15 protein-coding genes are annotated in these 22,552 nt (G+C 31.5%); 11 read left to right on the forward strand and 4 right to left on the reverse strand.

Going from position 1 to position 22,552, the window contains the following annotated elements; all coding sequences use genetic code 11:
- Nucleotides 1–161 precede the first annotated feature (161 nt).
- The 7 genes from HM981_RS09450 to HM981_RS09480 all read left to right on the forward strand — a co-directional run bounded on the left by HM981_RS09450 (nucleotide 162) and on the right by HM981_RS09480 (nucleotide 8,684).
- Nucleotides 162–1,208, forward strand: coding sequence for a hypothetical protein (locus tag HM981_RS09450; protein ID WP_179338536.1), 1,047 nt, complete (start codon nucleotides 162–164; stop codon nucleotides 1,206–1,208).
- Nucleotides 1,209–1,232: 24 nt separating this feature from the next.
- On the forward strand, nucleotides 1,233–2,084 hold the full coding sequence (locus HM981_RS09455; protein ID WP_179338537.1) for a sulfotransferase family 2 domain-containing protein: 852 nt from the start codon (nucleotides 1,233–1,235) through the stop codon (nucleotides 2,082–2,084).
- Nucleotides 2,085–2,138: 54 nt separating this feature from the next.
- Nucleotides 2,139–4,100: an AAA family ATPase gene (locus tag HM981_RS09460; RefSeq protein WP_179338538.1), complete on the forward strand. Its 1,962-nt coding sequence runs from the start codon at nucleotides 2,139–2,141 to the stop codon at nucleotides 4,098–4,100.
- 130 nt (nucleotides 4,101–4,230) lie between these two features.
- Nucleotides 4,231–4,818, forward strand: a complete 588-nt coding sequence (locus tag HM981_RS09465; protein ID WP_179338539.1) for an NUDIX domain-containing protein — start codon at nucleotides 4,231–4,233, stop codon at nucleotides 4,816–4,818.
- 137 nt (nucleotides 4,819–4,955) lie between these two features.
- Nucleotides 4,956–6,191: a DUF6638 family protein gene (locus HM981_RS09470; protein WP_179338540.1), complete on the forward strand. Its 1,236-nt coding sequence runs from the start codon at nucleotides 4,956–4,958 to the stop codon at nucleotides 6,189–6,191.
- A 164-nt stretch (nucleotides 6,192–6,355) separates the two neighbouring features.
- The gene (locus tag HM981_RS09475; RefSeq protein WP_179338541.1) at nucleotides 6,356–6,892 is read left to right on the forward strand and encodes a hypothetical protein; all 537 of its coding nucleotides are present in this window, start codon (nucleotides 6,356–6,358) and stop codon (nucleotides 6,890–6,892) included.
- A 94-nt stretch (nucleotides 6,893–6,986) separates the two neighbouring features.
- A complete protein-coding gene (locus HM981_RS09480; protein ID WP_179338542.1) occupies nucleotides 6,987–8,684 on the forward strand; it encodes a hypothetical protein in 1,698 nt (565 codons plus the stop codon).
- 129 nt (nucleotides 8,685–8,813) lie between these two features.
- Here the strand turns inward: HM981_RS09480 and HM981_RS09485 are convergent, their stop codons facing one another.
- From HM981_RS09485 to HM981_RS09495, 3 genes are read right to left on the reverse strand one after another with little or no spacing between them, the layout of a single operon-like run.
- Entirely contained in the window at nucleotides 8,814–10,163 is a 1,350-nt protein-coding gene (locus HM981_RS09485) for a DEAD/DEAH box helicase (RefSeq protein WP_179338543.1), read from the reverse strand.
- Between the two features lie 54 nt (nucleotides 10,164–10,217).
- Nucleotides 10,218–13,745: a TraB/GumN family protein gene (locus HM981_RS09490; RefSeq protein ID WP_179338544.1), complete on the reverse strand. Its 3,528-nt coding sequence runs from the start codon at nucleotides 13,743–13,745 to the stop codon at nucleotides 10,218–10,220.
- 59 nt (nucleotides 13,746–13,804) lie between these two features.
- Complete coding sequence (locus HM981_RS09495) at nucleotides 13,805–14,695, reverse strand: aldose 1-epimerase family protein (protein ID WP_179338545.1); 891 nt, start codon at nucleotides 14,693–14,695, stop codon at nucleotides 13,805–13,807.
- Nucleotides 14,696–14,811: 116 nt separating this feature from the next.
- Between HM981_RS09495 and HM981_RS09500 the strand changes: the two genes are divergently transcribed.
- Nucleotides 14,812–16,110 (forward strand): anthranilate synthase component I family protein, encoded by a 1,299-nt coding sequence (locus HM981_RS09500; protein ID WP_179338546.1) that lies wholly within the window; start codon nucleotides 14,812–14,814, stop codon nucleotides 16,108–16,110.
- A gap of 22 nt (nucleotides 16,111–16,132) precedes the next feature.
- Here HM981_RS09500 and HM981_RS09505 read toward each other — a convergent pair whose 3' ends face one another.
- A complete protein-coding gene (locus HM981_RS09505; protein WP_179338547.1) occupies nucleotides 16,133–16,819 on the reverse strand; it encodes a hypothetical protein in 687 nt (228 codons plus the stop codon).
- 205 nt (nucleotides 16,820–17,024) lie between these two features.
- Here HM981_RS09505 and tilS point away from each other — a divergent pair, with 205 nt between their 5' ends.
- The 3 genes from tilS to HM981_RS09520 are packed head-to-tail and all read left to right on the forward strand — an operon-like array spanning nucleotide 17,025 to nucleotide 22,509.
- Nucleotides 17,025–18,341 carry a tRNA lysidine(34) synthetase TilS gene (tilS, locus tag HM981_RS09510; protein WP_179338548.1) on the forward strand — a complete coding sequence of 439 codons (1,317 nt, stop codon included), beginning with the start codon at nucleotides 17,025–17,027 and terminating at the stop codon, nucleotides 18,339–18,341.
- Nucleotides 18,342–18,381: 40 nt separating this feature from the next.
- The gene (gene ade / locus HM981_RS09515; protein WP_179338549.1) at nucleotides 18,382–20,004 is read left to right on the forward strand and encodes an adenine deaminase; all 1,623 of its coding nucleotides are present in this window, start codon (nucleotides 18,382–18,384) and stop codon (nucleotides 20,002–20,004) included.
- 54 nt (nucleotides 20,005–20,058) lie between these two features.
- Nucleotides 20,059–22,509 carry a T9SS type A sorting domain-containing protein gene (locus tag HM981_RS09520; RefSeq protein ID WP_179338550.1) on the forward strand — a complete coding sequence of 817 codons (2,451 nt, stop codon included), beginning with the start codon at nucleotides 20,059–20,061 and terminating at the stop codon, nucleotides 22,507–22,509.
- Nucleotides 22,510–22,552 lie beyond the last annotated feature (43 nt).

Here is a 22,552-nt window from a genome sequence, read left to right on the forward strand (position 1 = left end):
TAGAAATACTAATGATCATAAAGAGTGTCATACCAAGACAGAATTCAGTTATGGGTATAACGGTGAAAAAATCGTTTCTGAGATTCATGTATGTGAAGAAAAATATAATCTTTAAATGAATGTATCTATAACAAATTAAATACTGCCAACTGCCTACTTAGATGATTGTAACACCTTTAGATTCCGCAATTTTAGATTCCAAAGATCAATATGTTTTTTATCACAAAATGATAGATTTTACATTGAAAGAATTAATAGTTGCTGTTCAACAAAAACACATTTTAAGCCAACAAGAAGTACTTCTCTTTAAGCAATACAGTGATTTGTTATTGTATTCTATTGAAGCCATGCGTGTAAAATACATGTATGATGATGAGGAAAACATGAAGGTGGATTTAACCGATTCTAGTTTTCCAAATTATTTAGAATTTAGATATCTTTTTAACGATTTAGAATTACGCAAAGAATATTTAGGAAAACTAACCAGCACGGAAGAATTAAAGGATGAGTTTCTAGACACGTTAATGCGAAAAAAAGAGCCAATTTCTAAACGTAAACTTTTTCAAGCAGCCTCAATTGTTTATTATACATCTGCGAAGAAAGAATTTATTTTCAACCGATTTGTTCAAGGTAAAATTATACCAGCACCAGAAGGTGCAGAAGAGGAGTATTTAGTGAGTTGGAGTTTCTATGATGTCTCTCACAATAGACCATACATTTGCTATATGTATTTTAATTACGATGGTAAAGATGTACAAGGTTATAAAGACGAAATTTATTCCGTTCTAAAAAACGTAGCAGATCGCGACATGAATTTAGATACTATGGCTTATGCCATAGACAAGCGTTTACCAAAAGTCTTTCCAAAACGAATAAGACGTGCAGATTTAGGACCAATTCATAATGTATTTGCTAAAGATGAAAACAAAGTAACACATGCTATTTTACAAAGTATAGCTCATAAGGAAGTGCCTTTAGAATCGTATGCAATATCTCTTAAGGTAGATGAATTAAAATCGAGTAGCGAATTTAAAGAAGGTAGTTTTTTTAGTAAACAAACGTTTCAACGTTGGGATGCAGTTTATAGAGAACGTTACATTTTTGCACCACATCGTATTATTCAAATGTTATATAATAAAACACCAGAAATTATGAATAAGTTGGCTCTAAGTCCAATTCAGGTGTCAGAACTAGAAATTAAGAAATAATAAACTAAAATAAATAATTTGCCTTTGGGAACTTTAAAAAAACCATTTCCTTTAATTAATATCAATAAAAAATTTATTCTTTTTACGAATGCAAAATGCGGAGGTACCACATTAAAAAGTTGGTTTTTAGATTCTTTAAATTTAGAAAATACATTTTCCAACTCTTCCCAAATGTTTACAAATTATGGATTTGTATTTGGGCTTAAATGGTACAAGTATAGTTTTTTAGATCATGACTTAGATAAGTTAAAAAACTTAAATTCATTTTTAAGAAAGTTTATAAAAATTTACAGATCAAGAACAAAAGGTAAAATTAAAAAGCATATTAATGATGCTTCATTTTATAAAATAGCGGTTGTAAGAAATCCTTATGATCGTTTGGTTAGTGGTTATGTAGATAAGTTTTGTGGAAAAGACCTGAAGAAATCTTGGGTACGTAAAGTACTTAAAGAAGTTAATTCAAAGGATCCTAAAGGAAACTATCAAATAACGTTTTCTCAATTTGTAGATTATTTATTGAATCATGATTTAGAGAAAGTCAATTCGCATTGGAGAGGACAAACCTATATTTTAAAAGATGTTAAATTAGATGAAGTCATTCATTTAGAAAATATGTCTGTTAGATTACCAGAACTTAGTCAAAAATTAGGATTTGAGTCTAGTATTAATCTCGCAAAGCGCAGGCAATCTAATAATTATGAAAATAAAGAAAACATTAAAGATTTAGTAGATGTATTCGATATTTCAAATACAGATTTAATTGCATATCAAAAAACTAATGGGAGTTTCCCTAAGAAAGATACATTCTATAATGATAGTCTTAGGCAAAAAGTAAAAACAATCTACAAAGATGATTTTGACGCTTTTGATTTTTAGTCAAAGTTTCAAACTTTAGTAAGATTGATATATAATTTTTAATTATAAAATAGCATGGAACACAACTCAACTTTCCCTATAAAACAAAACGAATTAGATATGCTTCGTGATGAAGCAACAACGTACCTTAAATCCATTCAATGGGAACAAAGTCAGCGTGCAAAAAATAAAGATGCTGACGCTAAAGACGAATCAATTCTATTATATCTGTCTAGAGCAAACAATGGAAGTAACGTTAATGTCACTTCGGTATCTAAAACCATTTTGGCTTTAAAGAAACGTTTGTTACCAGAATCGGTTGCACTTCCTATTTATTTAAATCAGACCTTATATGCGGTTCAAGAAGCGTTAACTTTAGGTATCTGGATTAAAGATTCCTATTATGATGCTTCAGGTTTATCTACGTTGAGTGAAAATAAATCGGCATTAGATAGTTCTGGGAAACGTGAATACGAAAGTAAAATGCATACATCAACAGCTTTTATGTTGTTTTCTGCAGCTTATAAAATTTTACACGATTTAAAACCACATGCTTCAGATGATTTATCAGTGATGAAGCAAAAATTTGCAGGCATTCCGGAAGTCTCTTTATTAACACCTTTGAAAGGAATTTCTTGTCAGTTGTTTTATTACGATAAGTATTTAGGGCATCCTGAAATTGTAAAATCAGATAAAGATGTTATTGATTTTACAGTGGTTTATTTTGAAGCCTTAATTGACGAAATTCAACTTAGAAAAAGCAACTTAGAATACACTGAATCTATTGTAGATAGAACGTACAAATTAGAAAATTCAGAGTTTGCAGTTTCAGGTTGGGAGAATTCTTTTTCAGGAAGTGCAAAGAGTATTGAGTTTAATAAAATTCAGTTTGAGCAAATTGTAGGTAACAAAGATGCTAAGCATTTTGGACGTCGTTTAACGGAACGTTTGCTGAGTTATGATATAGACGCAAAGAAGAATCCATTTCAAGAATTAGGTGGATTTATGCCTGTTTTTATGGGTTACGGAATTCCTGGTACAGGAAAGAGTATGTTAATTGCTGCTATTGCAACTCGTTTAAAAGAACATTCAGACAATCTTGATATTCCATTTTTATTTCACCCAATGCCAGATACGTTGATTAGTACGTTTCAAGGTGGTTCTGCCGAAAAAATGGTAGAATGGATGAAGCCTTTGCAAGATCCTACAAAATTAATTTTTGCACCAATTGATGATGCCGAAAATAATTTACAAGAACGAACATCGCAAGGTGTTTCTGCAGGTGTAAAAGAAGTGATTGGTGTGTTTTTAAGATATACAGAAGGTGCTTATGCTGTAAATTATGGTAACAGTTCTATTGGGTTATTTACCAACTTACCAGAAATGTTAGATAAGGCTGTAATTTCTAGAGTACAAGGTAGATTTAAAATTGATGGTGCACGCACGGAACACGATTTTGTTGATCAAGATTACATTTGGTGGAAGAAGTTGCAAGACACAATGCCTGATTTTGTAAATATGAATGATCCTGAGGTTTATAAATATTTATCAGATCAAGGTTTAGCCAATAGTATGGGAGAAATTCTTAATGCTATTGAAAATCCGTCGGAAGCAAGAGTGCATGATACGTTTGATAAAATTGAAAAATTACATCAAAATAACGATCACATGTTTTATGCTGCACTATATAAAGAGATTCAGAAAATATTTCCATTTTTCTCTTCAAGAGATGTTAGAAACATTCAGTCTGCAATTTCATTACGACTTACGGATTTTGATTTAGAACAAGATTGGTTCGAAAACCCTGAAACGTATTTTAAAAAGGATTACGAAACTAAATTCAACATGCTTCAAGAATTAATGAAGTCTAATATGAAAGGTTTAAATTTTTCAGATATTAGACGACAAGAAGTAATTAGATATTTAGACAACGTAGCAACCATTGCAGATACAGATTTTAAACGTAAAGTAGATTCTAGAGTAAATCAAATGAATATTGATAGTAAGGCTCGAGAGTTGTTTGGAAATAGAGATTAAATGAAAAAGTATTACGTTTTTGTCATTCCGACAGAGCGAGGAAGGCGTGACCAGGAATCTCATAATTAAGAAGATTTAAAGCTTAATTCAATTTTATAATAATTAAGATTACTGCTTAGTGGCAAAAAAAATGAACAACCTAAAAAACATAAAAAAAACAACCCTCTCAAAAGAATGGGCAAAATTAGATAGAATCGATTACGATTATCAATTCAAAAATGATGAGTGGAAATCAGTGTCTAGAGAATGTTATAATCGTGGAAATGGAGCAGCAATTTTATTGTATAACCCCAAGAAAGGTTCTGTGATTTTAACTAAACAGTTTAGAATGCCAATTTATGAACAAAATCCACAAGAAGGCATGTCTATTGAGGTTTGTGCAGGAGCAATTGATAATAATGATGGTGCTTTAGAAACTATAATTAGAGAAACAGAAGAAGAAGTGGGTTACAAAATTAATAATGCTAAGCAAGTATTATCGGCTTATACATCACCAGGAGCTTTAACTGAAAAAATGTATTTATTTGTAGCAGAATATAGTGATACAATGCAAGTTAATGATGGAGGAGGATTAGAAAGTGAAAACGAAGAAATTGAAGTTTTAGAACTACCATTTTCTAAGGCTATAGAAATGATAAAAACAGAGGAGATTATTGATGCAAAAACAATTATGTTATTGCAATATGCTCAGATTAATAATTTACTAATTCCTGCGTAGGCAGAAATTTGATGAAACAAAAAAAGAAAATCAAATAAAACAAATGGTGTTTGATGAGAAATAGTTTTAAAAACTATTAATGATTTTTTGAGAGATTTAATTACAAATAATGAGATTACCGCTTTCGCGGCAACAAGATGCAAAAACTAAAACAAGCAAACCTATACAGAAGCGAGCTCATTCCAATAAGTGGGAAACTAGTAGAGCGTTACAACAAATGCTTAAAAACTTTAGGCTTTAAGGAGACAAAACTCACCTCATTTTATATCGATGGAGTAGGTTGGAGTCCTGAGGTTGCAGAAGAGAAAAGCAACATGCATTACTTAAATCATGGAGATGCTAATCCGCATGGTATCATTATTTCACCATTACAAAAAGGAAAACCTGTGTATTTGCCTTTTCATTCTTTCGATAAAGACATGATGCAACATGTGTTTAGAACGCATGGACAGAAAATCAATGATATTACAAGAGATTCTGCCATTTGTATAGATTTCGATCAGAATATAGATGTGTTTTACGAACCTTTAGATATTCTAAAATACGATACAATTAATATTACGTTCAGACTTATAGATAATCTTGAGCAAATTCAAAAAAAACAATTAAAACTCGTCGATAAATTTAGAAGAGACAATAATTTTATAGACGAAGGCATTCAGGCACAATTACTAGAATCGGCTAAGACGTATGGCGATTTGCGTGAAAGAGATTTAGGATTACATGCTTTAAACTATTCAACCAGTTCATTTTACACAAGAGCTTTTAAAGGTGTGTATTTACTTCGTGATTTTATAAAACCAATCATCGTTTTTGAAGATAAAGAAGCTTATAAAGAAGCCATAAAAGATACCATTCACGATATATTAATTTATCATATCGCTCAGCCCGAATTAATAGATAAATTAAAAGATCATATTATTATAGAATGTGATTTAGAGCAAATAGTTAAAACATCAAATTACGAAAGAGTAAAAAAGTTTGAATTAGCACAGTTTTTAAAAGATACAGAACATCCTATTAATGATATATTATCAGATAATGTACTTTTTAAAAGTTACTTAAATAAAATAGATATTAAGGCTAGAAAACAAGTGATGGGAGTTGAGATATATCTCGAAAAATTAGAACGAAGTAATGCCTATAAAATTGAAGATATTTTAGATCAATCTTTCTATTTTGCGTTGCATCAGCCACACTCATCGTTGTCCTCTGCGCATCGCGATTTAATACATAAATTACTCATTAACATAGCACCCAAAGATGTATTATTTTTGTATTGGTACGATAAAGAACAGTTTTACAAGAATTACGAGACTTGGGAAGATTCTTTTAAGGATTGGGTAATTGAAAGAATCCGTAACAATATCTAAGTTTTTTAGACTAATTTTATAAAGGCTGTGATTCCATACGTTGTGCGGAATTATAGCATTCTGAAATAGAATAAAATAAAACAATAATTAAAGTTGTAAGTAAACATGAATTTACGATCGCTAAATGTCGTGTTTCATACTTTTAACTATAAAATTTTTAAACCATGGGAATAGAACTAGTCATATTTATCGCAGCCATTTTATTTGGTATATTTCTGTATTGGAGAGAATCCAATGGAAACGGAGCATATCGGTTTTTAAATAAAATAGTAAACAGCAAAGAGCTGCAAATGAGTCCTGATAATCCAAAAGGATTTGTTTACCAACGATCACTTTTACCACGGATTATTTTTGTGGTTAGTTTGGTTTTGGTTGCGGCTTTAGTAATTGAATTTTTAACACCTATTGCTGTGTTTAGTAGTTACAATGGAGTTTCAGCATTTGCGTCTTTTGCAGTAGGAACACTTATAGGAACTTACATTGCTAGTTTTGTAATTAAATCTTCAGAAGTTATTGAAGAACAAAGTGATTCTTTAGAAGATAAGTTTGATGATGTTGTAGAAAAAGGAAAAGATTTTATTGAAGATTTAAGAACAAGAGAACCAAAAGTTGTTGAAGAAGCTAAAAAAGAAATAAAAACAGAACCTGAAGTAGAAAAACAAAGTGCACGTGACCGATTGAAAGATAAGGGTCTTATGTAACAAATTCCTGCGGAAGCAGGAATCTCATATTTACTTTTACAAAAATGAATATTAATAAAATTTGGAGATTCCTGCTTTCTCAGGAATAAATACTATGATAAAAAATTATTGGAACAAAGGAGGAAAGCAAAAAGGGATTACAATAGCCTTGGTATTGCTAATATTAGTGTTGTTATTCTTTTTTAGAGACGATTATCAGCCTGTTTTATTATTTATACGTAAGTACATTTTTATACTATTAACGAGTATACTAATCTTATTCTTAGGTTTACGTAAATTCAGAAAGTCGTCAAGTGTTGGCAGTCGCTTAGGTATTTTGGCATTGCTTATTATTTTCTTCGGAATTCTATACACCGTTGGTTGGCATTATAAAATGTACGATTATATGAAAACCTATAATGTTTTTAATAGTCTGAATAAAGTTGAAATAAACGAATTACCCTTAACACAAAATGAACGTATTCAACCATTAAGAAATGTATTTTCTATGGCTAACGAAAGTGTTGGAGAAACCAAAGATGTTTCCTTGCCGCATTTAGTAAGAATTGGTACAGATAATAAATGGACGATGGCTATTCAGCCCAGTGAAAAGTACGTGATGCAACAAATGAGTGATAATACAGAAGAGTTATTTGCTGTAAGTAGTACAACGCCATTTCCTCGTTTTTCTAATGAAAACAGAATCGATGTCACATTTTCCATTGGTGAATCTTTAAAATTTAGTAGAAACACTTACAATGCCGTTGTGCAACGTTTTAACCCTTGGATGCTATTTAATCATGAACCTAGTGATACATTTTACATGAAGAATGATTCTGGACAATGGGTTCAAGTAGTAAGTTTAATAAAATGGAAAGGCTTCTTTTTTCCTTATCCTAGTTTTGGAGGAGTCATGATCATTGAAAACGGTGAGCATGATTTTAATGATTATATGGAACGTATTACGATAGGGAAAGGTACTTATGTAAGTCCAGATGAGATTAAAAATTATCCGTTTTTAACAAAGCAAAATACGTTATCAGAAAAAGTATCGCAGCTAGAAGCAGAATCGTTAAAATTCTTAGGTGGTTTTAGTGATCCATTACCTTGGAATATGGAAACAGCTGTAAAAATTCCGTTGATGCCAAAAGATCAAAATCAACAACCTTATGTGACGGATTTTAATTTTTCGGGTTCAAATACAAATGCTTATAATGGCTTGTATCATTGGTTTGGCTTAGAACCTGTAGGAAATGAACGTACCAGTTTAAGCTATAGTGTTTTTATTCCAGCAGACGGAACGGATAAATTATACTATTACGATCATGCGTCTAAAAAACAAGGTTATGCAGGTGTTTCTGCCATGCCTTTAAAAGTAAAAGAATCGCGAAAAGAATATGATTGGAGTGCGAGTACACCTGTTGAGTTTAGACCTTATATAAAAAATATTGCAGGTAGAAAGCGTATGTTTTTCTTAGGTACAATATCTTCTATCAGTTCTTCAGATTCACAACAATTTGACGGTTCTGCAACGCCAGACTTAGTTTTAATTGATAGTGAATATAGAGATGTTATTTGGATAGATGTTAAGCATCCAAGTACTTGGGACGAGGAAGTTTATAATCAACTTAATGAAGCTTGGAGAGCTAGTGAAGGGATTGGTTACTTCTATAATGAAAAACCAAAAGATGAAGATATTGTAGAACGTGAAATAGATTCTATGATGGCTGTCCCTAAAGTAGAAGATAATTCAGATAAGATTAATGCTTTACAACGTCAGTTAGATTCATTGAAAGCTGCTGGTGGACAATAGAAAATTCAGTTTAATAGAATTAAAAAAGACCTGTCAGATTTTAAAAATCTAACAGGTCTTTTTACTAAAATTATTTTTTAGGTCAATACTTAATTGAAACTATGCGTATTAAAACTAGAGTAGAAGCGCTTATTTCTTATTACGTTTATTATAATTTTTATCACCTCTAGTTTTCGGCTTTTTATATTTTGCTGCAATTTTAAATTTGTAAGAACCACCTAAATTTTCTTTAGAATTCTTTTCAGATTTTTCATGAAAAGCAGGTCCAGGAGCGTCTTCATCTCTACGTTTTATAGGATTGTTTCGTTCTCTAATTTGTGGACGTTCTTCTTCGATTAATTCAGTAGAAATTTCTACACTTTCAGGAATAGAAAGCGTTTCAATTTTCATTTGCATTAATTCTTCAATACGTTCTAAACCTTCTTTTTCAGTTTCTGTAGAAAATAAAATGGTATGACCTTCCTTTTCTGCACGACCAGTTCTACCAATTCTGTGCATGTAGTTTTCAGGATAATCTGGAGTATCAAAATTAATAACATGAGATACACCTTCGATATCTAAACCACGAGCCATGACGTCTGTAGCCACTAATAAGCGGTTTTCACCTTCTCTAAATTGCTCTATACTTCGTAATCTATAATTTTGTGTTTTGTTAGAGTGAATAACACAAGATTCATTTGGAAATAATTCTTCTAATTGGTCAAACAAACGATCTGCCATACGTTTGTAAGCAACAAAAATTAAGACTTTTGAAAACTCGTCTTCATTTCTAAGTAAATGTTCTAAAAGATTTACTTTAGTATAAAAGTTTGGCACATCGAAACGCTCTTGCTTAATATTTTCTAATGGAGTACCAGAAACAGCAATGGCTATTTTTTTTGGGTTCTTAAAAAAGTCAGTAATTAAATCATCAACATCTTTTGTCATTGTAGCCGAGTACATGATGTTTTGACGACGTTCTGGTAAGATATCAAAGATGTTTAGTAATTGATGTCTAAACCCTAAATCTAACATTACATCTACCTCATCAATCACTAATTTTTGAATTGATTTAAGTTGTAAAACACGACTTACAGCCAAATCATATAAACGACCAGGAGTGGCAACAATGATATCTTGTCCTTGAGCAACGGCTTGCTTTTGTGTATTAATATTAGTACCACCATAGACACCTAACACACGGTTGTTAATGTATTTAGAGAATTTTTCAATCTCGCTAACTACTTGTACAACAAGTTCTCTAGTAGGTACTAAAATAAGTACTCTTGGGTTTTCTTGTTGCGAATATTTAAGGTTTCTTAAAATAGGTAACATGTAAGCTAATGTCTTACCTGTTCCTGTTTGTGCTATACCTACCACATCTTTTCCAGAGGCAACCACACTAAATGATTCTGCTTGTATTGGAGTTGGAGTTGTAAAGCCTAAATCGTCTAAGGCGTTATGTAAAGGTGTATTTAAATTAAGATCTTGAAAAGTCACGTTGTATATTTAAGCTGCAAAGATAGTTGTTAATAAATAACTATGCTAGAACTCTTATAAATCTGTAATTAGGGATTCTATTTTAGTTTCCCATTCATCATTATAGTCATCCCAATATGTGTGCGACTCGTACATTTTAAGCTTAGAATTTTGAGATATTTTTTCAATGGGACCAACAACACCTATATATGATTCTGTTTCATTTGCATCGTCATCATTATATTGAAATTTCACCGCATAAAATTCAGCATCGTTTTTCTTAATTTTTTTCAAAATAATAACCTCATCAGGATAACCACCATCTTCACCTACATAATTGTAAAAAGATAGTTTTGCGAATTCTTTCTCTTTAAGGTATTTCTTGTTTATTTCTTTTGATTTGTTTATTTTAAATAGCGCTTCCATGATTTCAAACCTAAAATATTTATCTTCTAAATAAGTATTTAATACCGATTCAGAAATCGTTTGGTTATTAAAAACTCTTGCAGTAATAGCCAATAGTCTCAGCCATTTGTCATCCTTACCATTTATAAGTTTAGAGGTGATAGCATTGCTAACACTATCATTAGACTTTATGGTATTCATACTTTGTAAATAGGCAACCATTACATTGTAAGAGGTATAATCATAATTATCAATACCGTCTTCTGGTAGTGCTTGATTAAAATACACTTCAGAATCCGTAGCGAGATATTCTAGAATCTTATTGTAATTTAATTCTACAATATTATCTGTATCTAATTCTGAATCATAAATATTTTTACCTAAGTAAATGATGTCTTTTCTATATTGAGGATTTGGCATAAGCGTTAATAGCTTATCGTAATTCTCTAAAGCATAACTTAAAGAGTCGTTAAAGGGTTGAAATAAATTATAATCATAAGCCTCTTCCTTTGTAGGAGGATTAGAAAAAAGTAATTCATTATAAAGTGCTAATGATTTTTCTGATTCAATTGATGGTATAGCAACAAGAATAGCGGTTTTTAAAAGGTCTGATGTTGTAGGCTTGTTATAATATAGTTTAAGAAATTCTAAAGACGCTTCGTCATTAATTAAAGTAAATTCATAAATGATCTTAGATTTTATAGTCTCACTTTTGTCGTCTGCGAAAGGAAAGTTTAAAGCCTTTTTTAAGATGGGTAATTCTTGAGCATTAAATTCATAATAATTAAAAGCACCTAATGCTCTGTTATAAATAATGGAATCAGTAGACTTTAAATCTTCAATAATATATTTAGCTTTAGATTCTGAAAGCGTAGTTTTAGATGGAACAGCTTTCATCTTAATAGAATTAAAAATTTGCTCAGTAATACCAGAATTTACTTCTTCATCGTTAACAAAAGCTTTAGCTAGTTGTATTCTATTAGTGTTGAGCCAAATTCTATTAAACGTTTGAGACTTTGTGTTTTTATCTAATTTGTTTTTAGTAGAAAACTGTATTATAGAATCTCCATTTTTTACAAAGTATTTTTCGTGAATAATACTATCATTAGCCTCCAAAGAATTCTCCTTATAAAGTTCTAAAATTTCTTTATAAGATATCAGTTTAAAGTATTTTTCTAAATTACTATAGCCATATTGGTAAAATCCTCCAGTAGTTGGGTTCTTAGAAGAAAAATCATGAGAATCGAGAATATAAGAATCAACTAGACGTGTAGAGTCTATTGATTCCGTAACGTCATCAAAAAGCACGGCTTTAAAATCTTTATTAGAAGCTTCAAAACTTTTGAGTTCTGGTTCTGCATAAGGAAGCAAAGTAAAGCTATCAAAAAATGAATTATTCACTGTTGTTTTTTCGGTCTCCGAAAGTTTTTGAGCCAATAACAAATAGGTTCTATTACCTCTAAAATAGACTCTAGCAATAGAGTGGTATTTGTCTGCTAGAAGTAATTCATATTCGCGACCTTCAAAGCCATCTAAATAAATGATTTTAGGTTCAGAAATAAGTTTAGCTGTTTGTGTTAATGATGTTTCAGTTCCTTTAAAAGCTTCTTCTGTATCTTGCAGATAATAACCAGATGGCATATCATTATATCTAATTAAATAATTGTTCTTATTAGTGTTATCTGTTGCCATGTACAGATTCATAAAATAAGGTTCTCCTTCTGGATCTAATGGATTTGGGTATTCTCTAGATATATCTTTTGCTTCTACAGGAATGTCTACTGAAAAAGCACCTTGTTCACTTTTAAATTCTTGCCAGTTGCTTATGTAAGCTTTCTTTTCTACACCATCTATTGTAATCGAATTTAAAAACCTACTGATATAATTTTCTTCAATTTGATTGGCAGGTGTTTCTGCAGAAAAATAATAGAAATGACTATTTTTTAATACAAATCTAGATTTCATTTTAAGACCACCTGGTAATTTACTAATCACAGTGTAGGCATCTTTATCTGTATCTGGCATTTTGTGTTTACTAATAATTTCGGCATCACGACTTTGTAATATACTACTAATCATGTTTTCCAAAAAAGTGTCTGCTTGCGTTTGCTCTATAGTATAGCCTAAATCAAATGCCATAAATAGGTAAGTGGTTGTAGTTTGTATATCTCCATAACCATAAAAGGTAAACTTGTCAAAATCTTCCTCATAATTTGGTGCTTTTGGTATTTCAAGATAATAACCCAAATCCTGATCTATAAAGTTATGCCAAAGTCCTTTTGAGTTGTCAATTTTATAAGTGTCTGCAACCCCTGTAAATTCTGCATTGGCAACACTAACGCTATAACCTTCTTTTTGTAGTAATGCAATAACATTGTCTTCGCCAACTAAATGAGCTGCACCAACTCCTGCAAATAGACTTCCTTTTTTCATGATGTTTATGATACTGTTACTCATAACTTTGTTACGTGCTATCATTACATCATCAATAACGTCGAAGTCTTCTATAAATTTAGCAATTTTATCTAAACTACCACTTGCATAAATAGTGGTCATTTGTTCCTTAGTTCTATTGATACTATCTAAATCAATATCTAGATTACTTGAAATTTCTTTTCGTTTTCTTTCATCTGTAAGCTTATCAAAATAGTTAAGTTGGTCATCTATATTTTCTAATCCTACAATTTTTTTACCCATGGTTCTCGCGTGACCTAAAAGATGTAAATCTACAAAGGTAGGTTTGTCGTCTTCCTTATTAATGTCAGGAATCAACATGCTTATTATCGCTTCTGGACTCATAATTTCAGAGTCTTCTAGAGACTCATTATTAACGTCTTTAAATCGTTTTAATAAGCGTTTATAATCATTGGGTTCTAGTAAGTTTTTAAAATATTGGTTTGCTGTTATGTCGTATTTAAGATTTGTAATAGCATGCATTAGAGAATCAGGATTAATTTCTAAAGCAAAATACTCAACGCTTTCTATCGCAGGCATTACAGCATCACTAAAGTTAAAAACTCTAGCATCATCTATATGCATGGTTCCAAATAAGTAAGATGGAGATTCTAAATTGTTACCTTCAATTTTCCAAAGTAACGAGTACTCATCATTATTTTGTGCAGTTGTTAATTGAGTTGAAATTAGAAAGGTAAAAAGTAGGTGAAATATAATGTTTGCTTTGAAGATTTGGTAATTCATAAATAGGGTTGATTATATTTTTTTAAGTAAAAAAAGATGCGTTTTAATCACTGCGATAATTAAACTAAATGGCTTTGTTCAATTTCAATACTATAACTCGCATTAAAAGTTCCTTTAGCATCTAATTTAAGAATGCCTTCTTTTGTTTCAATCTTTTGATCTGTAGTTTCATTGTCTGCAATACCAAGCCAAGGCTCAATACAAACATAAGGTGCGTTTGGTTTTGCCCAAATACCTAATTGTTTAAAATCTTTGAAATTTACGGTTAAGACGTTTCCTTTTGTTTTATGTTTTAAAGTTACAATTCGCGACTCTAAATCTTTAAAAATTAAAGCATCTTCATTAAATAAATCGGGTCTTAAATGAATTTTATTACCTTCAGCAAATGCTGGTTTCGTTTTGTTAGTTAATAAACCATTTGCCATATTTAATAAATAAGACTGGCTTTTTTCAGGCTTTTCAAATTCTAAATAATAATCAGTATAATTTTCATCTTCTGAAAGCGGACAATTAAAAGCAGGATGACCTCCTAATGAAAAATAAAGGGCTTTGTCATCTTTATTGGTCATAGTATGTTTAATAGTTAACGTGTTTTTTGAAAGCGTGTAAGTGATATCTAATTCGAATAGAAACGGATAAAACTCATATAATTCGTCATTTGAAGCTATAGTAAACGTTATACAAGAATCAGTCTGGCTTTTAATTTTGAAACCATCACTGCGTCTCACAAAACCGTGCTTTGGCATTTGGTATACCTTATTATTGTAGATGTAGTGGTCATCTTTCATACAGCCAATAATAGGAAATAAGTTTGGTGCATGTCCTCCCCAAATTTCAGGATTAGCTTGCCACATAAATTCTGTGGTATTTTTTACTGAGGTAATGTTGCATAACTCAGCTCCTTTAGATTTTATATTAATTTGTAATAGGTCGTTTTTTAAACTATGCATTTGAATTTATTTTTTCTGAAATATACAATTCTTATACTTTTAATGAAATAGCTTCGGTAGTGAATTTGTTTTCTATCAAATTATAATTTAGGTAAATTGCACCAATTATTTTTCTATTGAGAGCAACACAAATTCATTTTCCAAAAAACATTGACAAATTTAAGCAAAACGTACTGCTGTGGAGTCAGCAATTTGATGATGTCGTTTGGTTAGATTCTAATAACCATAAGGATCAGTATAGCAATTACGATGCTGTGTTGGCTGTTGATGCTTTTACAACAATTCGAACTGATTATTTTGATGCTTTTGAGCGTCTAAAAGAATACCAATCGCTAACTAAAGACTGGATTTTTGGTTATTTAACCTACGATTTAAAAAATACTACAGAACGTTTAAAATCTAAAAATTTTGATGGTTTAGATTTTCCTGATTTGTATTTCTTTCAACCTAAAAAGCTCTTTTTGTTTAAAGATAATCAGGTTGAAATCAAGTATCTAAAAATGGTTGATGATGAGATTGAGGATGATTTAGAAGTTATAACAAATAGCATTTCGAGTGAAAGCGAGAAATCCCATAACGATAATCCAATAAAAATAAAACTAAGAATTCATAAAGACGACTACTTTGAGAAAGTTAATAAAATGATAGCTCATATTCAAAGAGGAGATATTTATGAAGCTAATTTTTGTCAAGAGTTTTATGCGGAAGACAGTGAAATAAATCCGATTGAAACGTTTAAACAACTCAATGAAATTTCTAAATCGCCATTTGCGAGTTTTTTAAAGTTTGAAGATAAATATATGATGTCTGCGTCACCAGAACGTTATATTAAAAAGAAGGGAACAACTGTAATTTCTCAACCTATAAAAGGCACAGCAAAACGATCTATAAATCAAGCTGAAGACCTAAAACTCGCGGAAGACTTATCAAAAGACCAAAAAGAACGAAGTGAGAATATTATGATTGTAGATTTGGTGCGTAATGATTTATCACACACAGCTACAAAAGGAAGTGTAGAAGTAAAAGAATTGTGCAAAGTCCATTCGTTTTTGCAAGTCCATCAAATGATTTCTACCATACAATCTGAAGTAAAATCAGAAACCAATCCAGTAGATATTATAAAAACAACGTTCCCTATGGGAAGTATGACAGGTGTTCCAAAACTCTCGGCTCTAAAAATTATCGAAAATCTCGAAGAAACCAAACGTGGATTATATTCTGGTTCAGTTGGCTATTTTACACCACATGGTGATTTCGATTTTAATGTGATTATAAGAAGCATTCTCTATAATGCCTCTAAAAAATATGTTTCCTATTCTGTAGGTGGCGCAATTACAGCAAAGAGCGATCCGCTTAAGGAATATGAAGAATGTTTAATTAAGGCAAAAGCAATGCGCCAAGCTTTAGGAGGTTAATTCTTAGTCTGCGCATATTAAACTAAATATGGCGTCTAAACGTACGCTTAACTTTATCAAAAATGGCTTCAACACGTTTTTGTTCAATGTTTTTAATTTTCGAAATAGATTCAAAATCTAATTTACCAAAAATGTATAAATCTACAATGTTAGAGACATTAAATGGCAACCAATTATAAAGTTTACCAAATACTTCTGGCGATTGTTTTTTAGATAAATCTTCAACTTCAAAAGCACTTAAAATTGATGTTTCTTTATCCGAATATAAATGTAAACCTTCATTAAGATCTTGATGATAAGAAATATCATTCAACTCTGTGTTTAGAATAAAATCATAGTCAGCATCAATGGTATAATCTTCATTAAGCTTCGATAATTCCTCTTTAAGAATAACATCTGTACTAATCGTGTTTTTATGATAGGCTTCATTTTTAAATAGCACATTCATATAACGATCCACAATTTTGAAAAGCTCTAGTTTTATAGCCATAGGCTCAGCATCGACATCAAAGTCATTATCATAAAGAATAATAATACTTTCGTCTATAATACCGTTAGATGAAAACATATTTTTGGGTAAAATGCCTGTAGTTTCAGCAATATAAATTCTATGTTTTACGTAAGGATGTATATGTGGTAGTGCAGAAAGTACCTTTTTTTCAAAGGTAGTTCGTGCAGAATTGGTTGTTAATTTCTCTGATACGTTCATGACCTAATTGTTTTAAATTCCCTTAAAGTTAATTAAAAGGGAATCACTTGAGTATGATAATTATCACTTTAACATCAATTTTATAATATGTAATTTTTAGTAAAATATAAACTGTTAGTATTCAAAACAACGCTTTTCTGAAGCATCATGCAACAACTTTAAAAGAGTCGTTTATAGAAACCATAAAATTGAATACCTTTGAGATGTGCAAAACAACTTCCAAATACATATCAATAAAAATCTTTCGTTTTTAAAGGAAAGCAAGTTTCTCATTGCCATTTCGGGTGGAATAGATAGTGTTGTATTGGCATATTTATGTAAAAATTTAAATCTGAATTTTTCACTTGCACATTGTAATTTTAATTTAAGAGCAGAAGAAAGTAATAAAGATGAAGATTTTGTACTAGAATTGGCCGAAGCTTTAGATGTCGAAATATTTATTCAGAATTTTGATACGCAAGCTTATGCTGATGAAAATAAGCGTTCTATTCAGATGGCTGCTCGCGAATTGCGTTACGATTGGTTTAAAGAATTGGCACAACAATTAAAATTCGATTATATTTTAACAGCACATCACGCAGATGATAACCTCGAAACCTTCCTCATTAATTTTACAAGAGGAACGGGTTTAAATGGATTAACGGGTATTCCTGTAAAAAATGATAATGTGGTGCGTCCATTGTTACCATTTTCAAGAGTGCAAATTGAAGCGTATGCGACTAAGGAAAACATTATTTGGCGCGAAGATGCCAGTAATGCATCAAGAAAATATTTAAGGAATAAATTACGCCATGAAGTGGTTCCCATTTTAAAAGAAATTAATCCACAATTATTAGAAAGTTTTCAGAGCACAACGTCTTATCTTAATGATACAGCAGACATTGTTGAAGAAAGTTTAAGAGCGGTTAAAAAACGCGCTATAGTAAATAGTGATAAAACAGGTGTTACTTATAAGGTTTCAGAATTTAAAAAAGTAAAAAATTCAAAAGCTTATTTGTTTGAAATGTTTAAAAACTATGGCTTTACACAATGGGATGATATTGTTGATTTATTAGATGCGGAATCAGGAAAGCAAATTCGCTCAAATACGCATCGTTTAGTAAAGCATCGCGAGTTTTTAATTTTGGCCGATTTGCCTGAATTAGATCTGGAAAATGTTTCAATTTTTATAAATGAAACGGATTACCATATTGAAACACCAATAGGGCAACTTACGTTTACAAGTGAAAGTGTTATTTCAGAAACCTCAAAAAACGTCATTTACGTAGATAAAGACACTTTAAAATTCCCTTTAGAATTAAGACTTTGGAAAGAAGGAGATGTCTTTTATCCATCAGGAATGACAGGAAAAAAGAAAGTTAGTAAATATTTAAAAGACGAAAAGTTATCGTTAATAGAAAAAGAAAATATTTGGTTACTCGCTTCTAACGATAAAGTAGTTTGGATTGTAGGTATGCGAAATGATGAGCGTTTTAAAATAACAGAAGCCACAAATAATATTTTAAAAATAGAATATAAATAATTTGTCATTCCACAATGAATACGGAATTTAAATAGAATTTATGAAACTAAAAGGAAACATAGTAGACATAGCAAATAGCAGAATCTTTAAAGGAGAAGTAACTATTGTAAACGGTAAAATTTCAAGTATTGAAGAGAAAGATTGCGACGAAAATCATTTCATCTTACCAGGTTTTGTAGATGCACATATTCATATAGAAAGCTCAATGTTAGTACCAAGTGAGTTCGCTAAGATAGCTGTAAAACATGGTACAGTTTCTACAGTGTCGGATCCTCATGAAATTGCGAATGTACTTGGAGTTGCAGGTGTTGAGTTTATGATTAATAACGGAAAAGAAACACCATTCAAATTTAATTTCGGTGCACCATCTTGTGTACCAGCAACAAGTTTTGAATCTGCAGGCGCTGTTATTGATTCCGATGCTATAAAGACATTAATGGCAAATCCGGATATTAAGTATTTAGCTGAAATGATGAATTATCCTGGAGTCATTTACGATGATGCAGAAGTACTTAAAAAAATAGAGTGGGCAAAACACTATAATAAACCCATAGATGGACATGCACCAGGTTTACGAGGCGATGATTTAACAAAATATATTTCTGCGGGAATTTCTACAGATCACGAATGTTTCACGTTCGAAGAAGGCGCAGAAAAACTTCAAAAAGGTATGAAAGTGATTATCCGAGAGGGTAGTGCAGCTAAAAACTTTGAAGCCTTAATTGGTTTGTTGGATGAGAATTACGAGAATATGATGTTTTGTAGTGACGATAAACATCCAGACGATTTATTATTAGGTCACATTAATCAATTGTGTGCAAGAGCTGTTGCTAAAGGAATTGATGTATTTAAAGTTTTGCAGTCGGCTTGTGTAAACCCAGTGAAACATTACAATTTAGATGTGGGATTGCTCAATGTAGGAGATGCTGCAGATTGTATCGTTGTTGAAGATTTAAAAGATTTTAAAACGCTTGAAACTTATATTAATGGTGAGTTGGTATTTGCTAATGGAGTTTCACATGTGAAGCATGTAGATTTTCAGAATTTAAATAATTTCAACACCGATAAAAAAGACGTTTCAGATTTTAGATTTGAATCTGACGCCAAGAAAATTAGAGTGATTGAGTGTTTGGATGGGGAATTAGTAACCAATGAAATTATCGTAGATTCTAAGATTGAAAATGGAAATCTGGTGTCTAACACTGAAAAAGATGTTTTAAAAATGACGGTTGTTAATCGTTATAAAAATGATAAACCTGCTATTGCATTCATTAAAAATTACGGATTAAAAGAAGGAGCTATTGCAAGTTCTGTGGGTCACGATTCTCATAATATTATTGCTATCGGAGTTTCTGATGAAGCTATATGTAAAGCGGTAAATTTATTAGTAGAAAATGAAGGGGGAATTTGTGCAGTTAGTGATACAGAACAGAAAGTAGTTGCACTGCCTGTTGCAGGAATTATGAGTGATAAAAATGCCGAATTTATTGGGAAAAAATATTCAGAACTCGATAAAATGGCCAAACAATTGGGAAGTAAACTTCATGCACCTTATATGAGTTTGTCATTTATGGCTCTGTTGGTTATTCCGGCTTTAAAACTAAGTGATAAAGGCTTGTTTGATGGAGGTAAATTTGAATTTACATCCGTTGAAGCCTCTTAAATTTTAACAATTTTACCTTATTTAAGTTATTAAATTGCGCCAAAATCATCAATCATGAAACATATTCTTTTAATCATTGCCTTGTTATGTGCAGCTATTTGTAACGCACAACTAAGGACTACAAGTTACGTCACTGTCGGTGGTACTGGTGACTATACCAATCAACCGTATGTGCCACAAGCAAAATTTTCGCGTACACAGACCATTTATTATCCAGAGCAAATTAAATTTAATGGTGAGATTACTGGATTACGGTTTTTTACCGCGTTTTCAAACACAACGACGTCACCAACGCCAAATACCAACTTAATTTTTAAAATTGGTCATACAACCAAAGAAGAATTTGAATCTGGAGATGGATTTATTCCTGATGAAGATCTAACCGAAATCGGAATTACAACGTATTACGCTAATGCTTATGAGTTTATTCTTATTTTTGATGAGTCTTTTAATTATAATGGCATCGATAATTTAGTGATTGATGTTGAGGATGTAAATCCTGGACAATCGTCGAGTGCTTTATTTGGGTGGCAAGGCACAGAAAATTTTAATAATCCACCAACCCGAAGTAGAGTTCGTATTACGGAAGCTTTTGATGATGGTTCTACATCAACCTCAGTATTGTATCAAAATTCATTCGCAAAAACGCGTTTCGATGGAAACCTGCAAGTCTGTCAAACCAGTTCTGTTGCAAGTATAGACAACGTTACAAATACCACGGCAGAATTCACGCTTAACGAAAATATAGAAGCAAATCATTACAGATATGTTATAACTGAAGCTGGTGAGGATATTCCTGAATCCTATACTGTAACCAATGATCTTACATTTTCAGTGTCTGACTTGTTGCCTTCACAAGATTATTATGTCAATGTAAAAACCGACTGTGATGCTTTTGGTGTGACGACTGGTTATCGTAGTTTTTATTTTAAAACCAGACCAAATGCCTTAAGTTTACCATATACTATTGATTTTGAATCTGATTTTGCACGCGATTATGCAATACCGAATTACGGAGTAGAGATTAATGCAGAAGCTGCCAATGAGAGTAGTTTGGGATTAATGCTTAATGGTCCTGGCTATCCGCAATATCTGAACTATGTTGATTACGGTGATCCGTTTGAAGAAAATCAAGATTTTATTAGAACATTTTCAATAGATGTCGATCTTACTCAAAATGCAATTCATCCTATACTTAAATTTGATATTAATCAAACTGCTGAAGCGTATTTACGCGTAAAAATAAAAGCCTATGCCGACGATAATGTTTACACAGGTGTTGCGGAAGATTTTATTTATAATGCAGCTTATGATGATAATGATTTTAAAACCGCTTCAATAGATTTGTCCCAATTTGTTGGCGAACTGATTACTATTAAGCTTGAAAATGTAAGTAAATCTACAACTAGAAAAACGTATTTAGATAATATTCAAGTATTAGAAAATGATTGCGAAGTCATCACTAATATAGCATCAATTAGTAGTAATAATAGTATTGCGTTAAATTGGGATGCCACTGCTGATGGCGCCTATGAAGTGGTTGCCGCAGAATTTGAAGAAAATCCTAGCGTAGATTATATACCTGCGGATACTGAAAGCTATACGTTTTCAGAATTACCAGCAGCGACATCGTATAAGCTTTTTGTTCGTAATAGTTGTGAGACGTCTCATTCGCCTTGGTCAAAAATATATGCGTCCACAGATCCTGAATATTTAGAACCAGGTTACGATAATTATTTTAATGACGAAGCCGTATTAGAAACTAACTTGTTTTCTGTAATGCATAGTGAATCTTCTAAATTAGAATTTGTAAATTATTCTGTTTATGATCGATTAGTGCTTCATCAACGTGACTCAAATGCAGAGTGGGTTGGAGGAGATGCTACAACGGAAACTCAAGCTTGGAATGAGAATACGGATTTTTTAACAGGTTTAAAGTTTAAAATCGATGGAGCTCATCTTTCCGACGGTAGTGTAGATATTACATTCAATCAATTACACCATTATAGTTCTACACCTTCAAATTCATGGTTTAGAATCCTCATTAATGGAGAACAATATGGTCCTAGTTATAATCCTACCACAAGATATCAAGATCCTTTAACTACGGTGAGTGTGGATTTAGATCCGTATTTGGGAGGTGATATAACCTTTGAGCTGCAACATGTTGGACGCACTAAAGATTATTTTTCATTCACGCCAATTGGAGGTGATGGTGCAGTAATTAATAGAATAGTGTTTACGGGAAATGCCTTGTCTATTGACGATTCAGAATATCTTTCAGTAAAGTTATATCCTAATCCTGCAACATCAGAAGTTCTTATTGAAGGATTGCAACACCATAGCGAACTTACTATTGTAGATGTAAATGGAAGAGCGCTTACATCGTTTACCTCGCGCGACACTTTTGTTTCATTAGATGTATCTCAATATAATTCGGGTTTATATTTTGTTGAAATTAAATCAGGAGAGCAATTACAAACATTAAAATTTATTAAACAATAACTAGTTGAAGTTGACATACTGGTTTGGTATAGAGTCGTTTTTT

Source organism: Winogradskyella ludwigii (assembly GCF_013403985.1).
In the GTDB taxonomy this organism is placed as follows: domain Bacteria; phylum Bacteroidota; class Bacteroidia; order Flavobacteriales; family Flavobacteriaceae; genus Winogradskyella; species Winogradskyella ludwigii.

Excerpts from the sequence above, each read along its gene's own strand:
- HM981_RS09470 (WP_179338540.1), top strand. The coding sequence starts at position 4,956 with ATGCAAAAACTAAAACAAGCAAACCTATACAGAAGCGAGCTCATTCCA.
- HM981_RS09465 (WP_179338539.1), top strand. The coding sequence starts at position 4,231 with ATGAACAACCTAAAAAACATAAAAAAAACAACCCTCTCAAAAGAATGG.
- HM981_RS09480 (WP_179338542.1), top strand. The coding sequence starts at position 6,987 with ATGATAAAAAATTATTGGAACAAAGGAGGAAAGCAAAAAGGGATTACA.
- HM981_RS09505 (WP_179338547.1), bottom strand. The coding sequence starts at position 16,819 with ATGAACGTATCAGAGAAATTAACAACCAATTCTGCACGAACTACCTTT.
- HM981_RS09520 (WP_179338550.1), top strand. The coding sequence starts at position 20,059 with ATGAAACATATTCTTTTAATCATTGCCTTGTTATGTGCAGCTATTTGT.
- HM981_RS09475 (WP_179338541.1), top strand. The coding sequence starts at position 6,356 with ATGGGAATAGAACTAGTCATATTTATCGCAGCCATTTTATTTGGTATA.
- HM981_RS09450 (WP_179338536.1), top strand. The coding sequence starts at position 162 with ATGATTGTAACACCTTTAGATTCCGCAATTTTAGATTCCAAAGATCAA.
- HM981_RS09490 (WP_179338544.1), bottom strand. The coding sequence starts at position 13,745 with ATGAATTACCAAATCTTCAAAGCAAACATTATATTTCACCTACTTTTT.
- ade (WP_179338549.1), top strand. The coding sequence starts at position 18,382 with ATGAAACTAAAAGGAAACATAGTAGACATAGCAAATAGCAGAATCTTT.
- HM981_RS09460 (WP_179338538.1), top strand. The coding sequence starts at position 2,139 with ATGGAACACAACTCAACTTTCCCTATAAAACAAAACGAATTAGATATG.
- HM981_RS09495 (WP_179338545.1), bottom strand. The coding sequence starts at position 14,695 with ATGCATAGTTTAAAAAACGACCTATTACAAATTAATATAAAATCTAAA.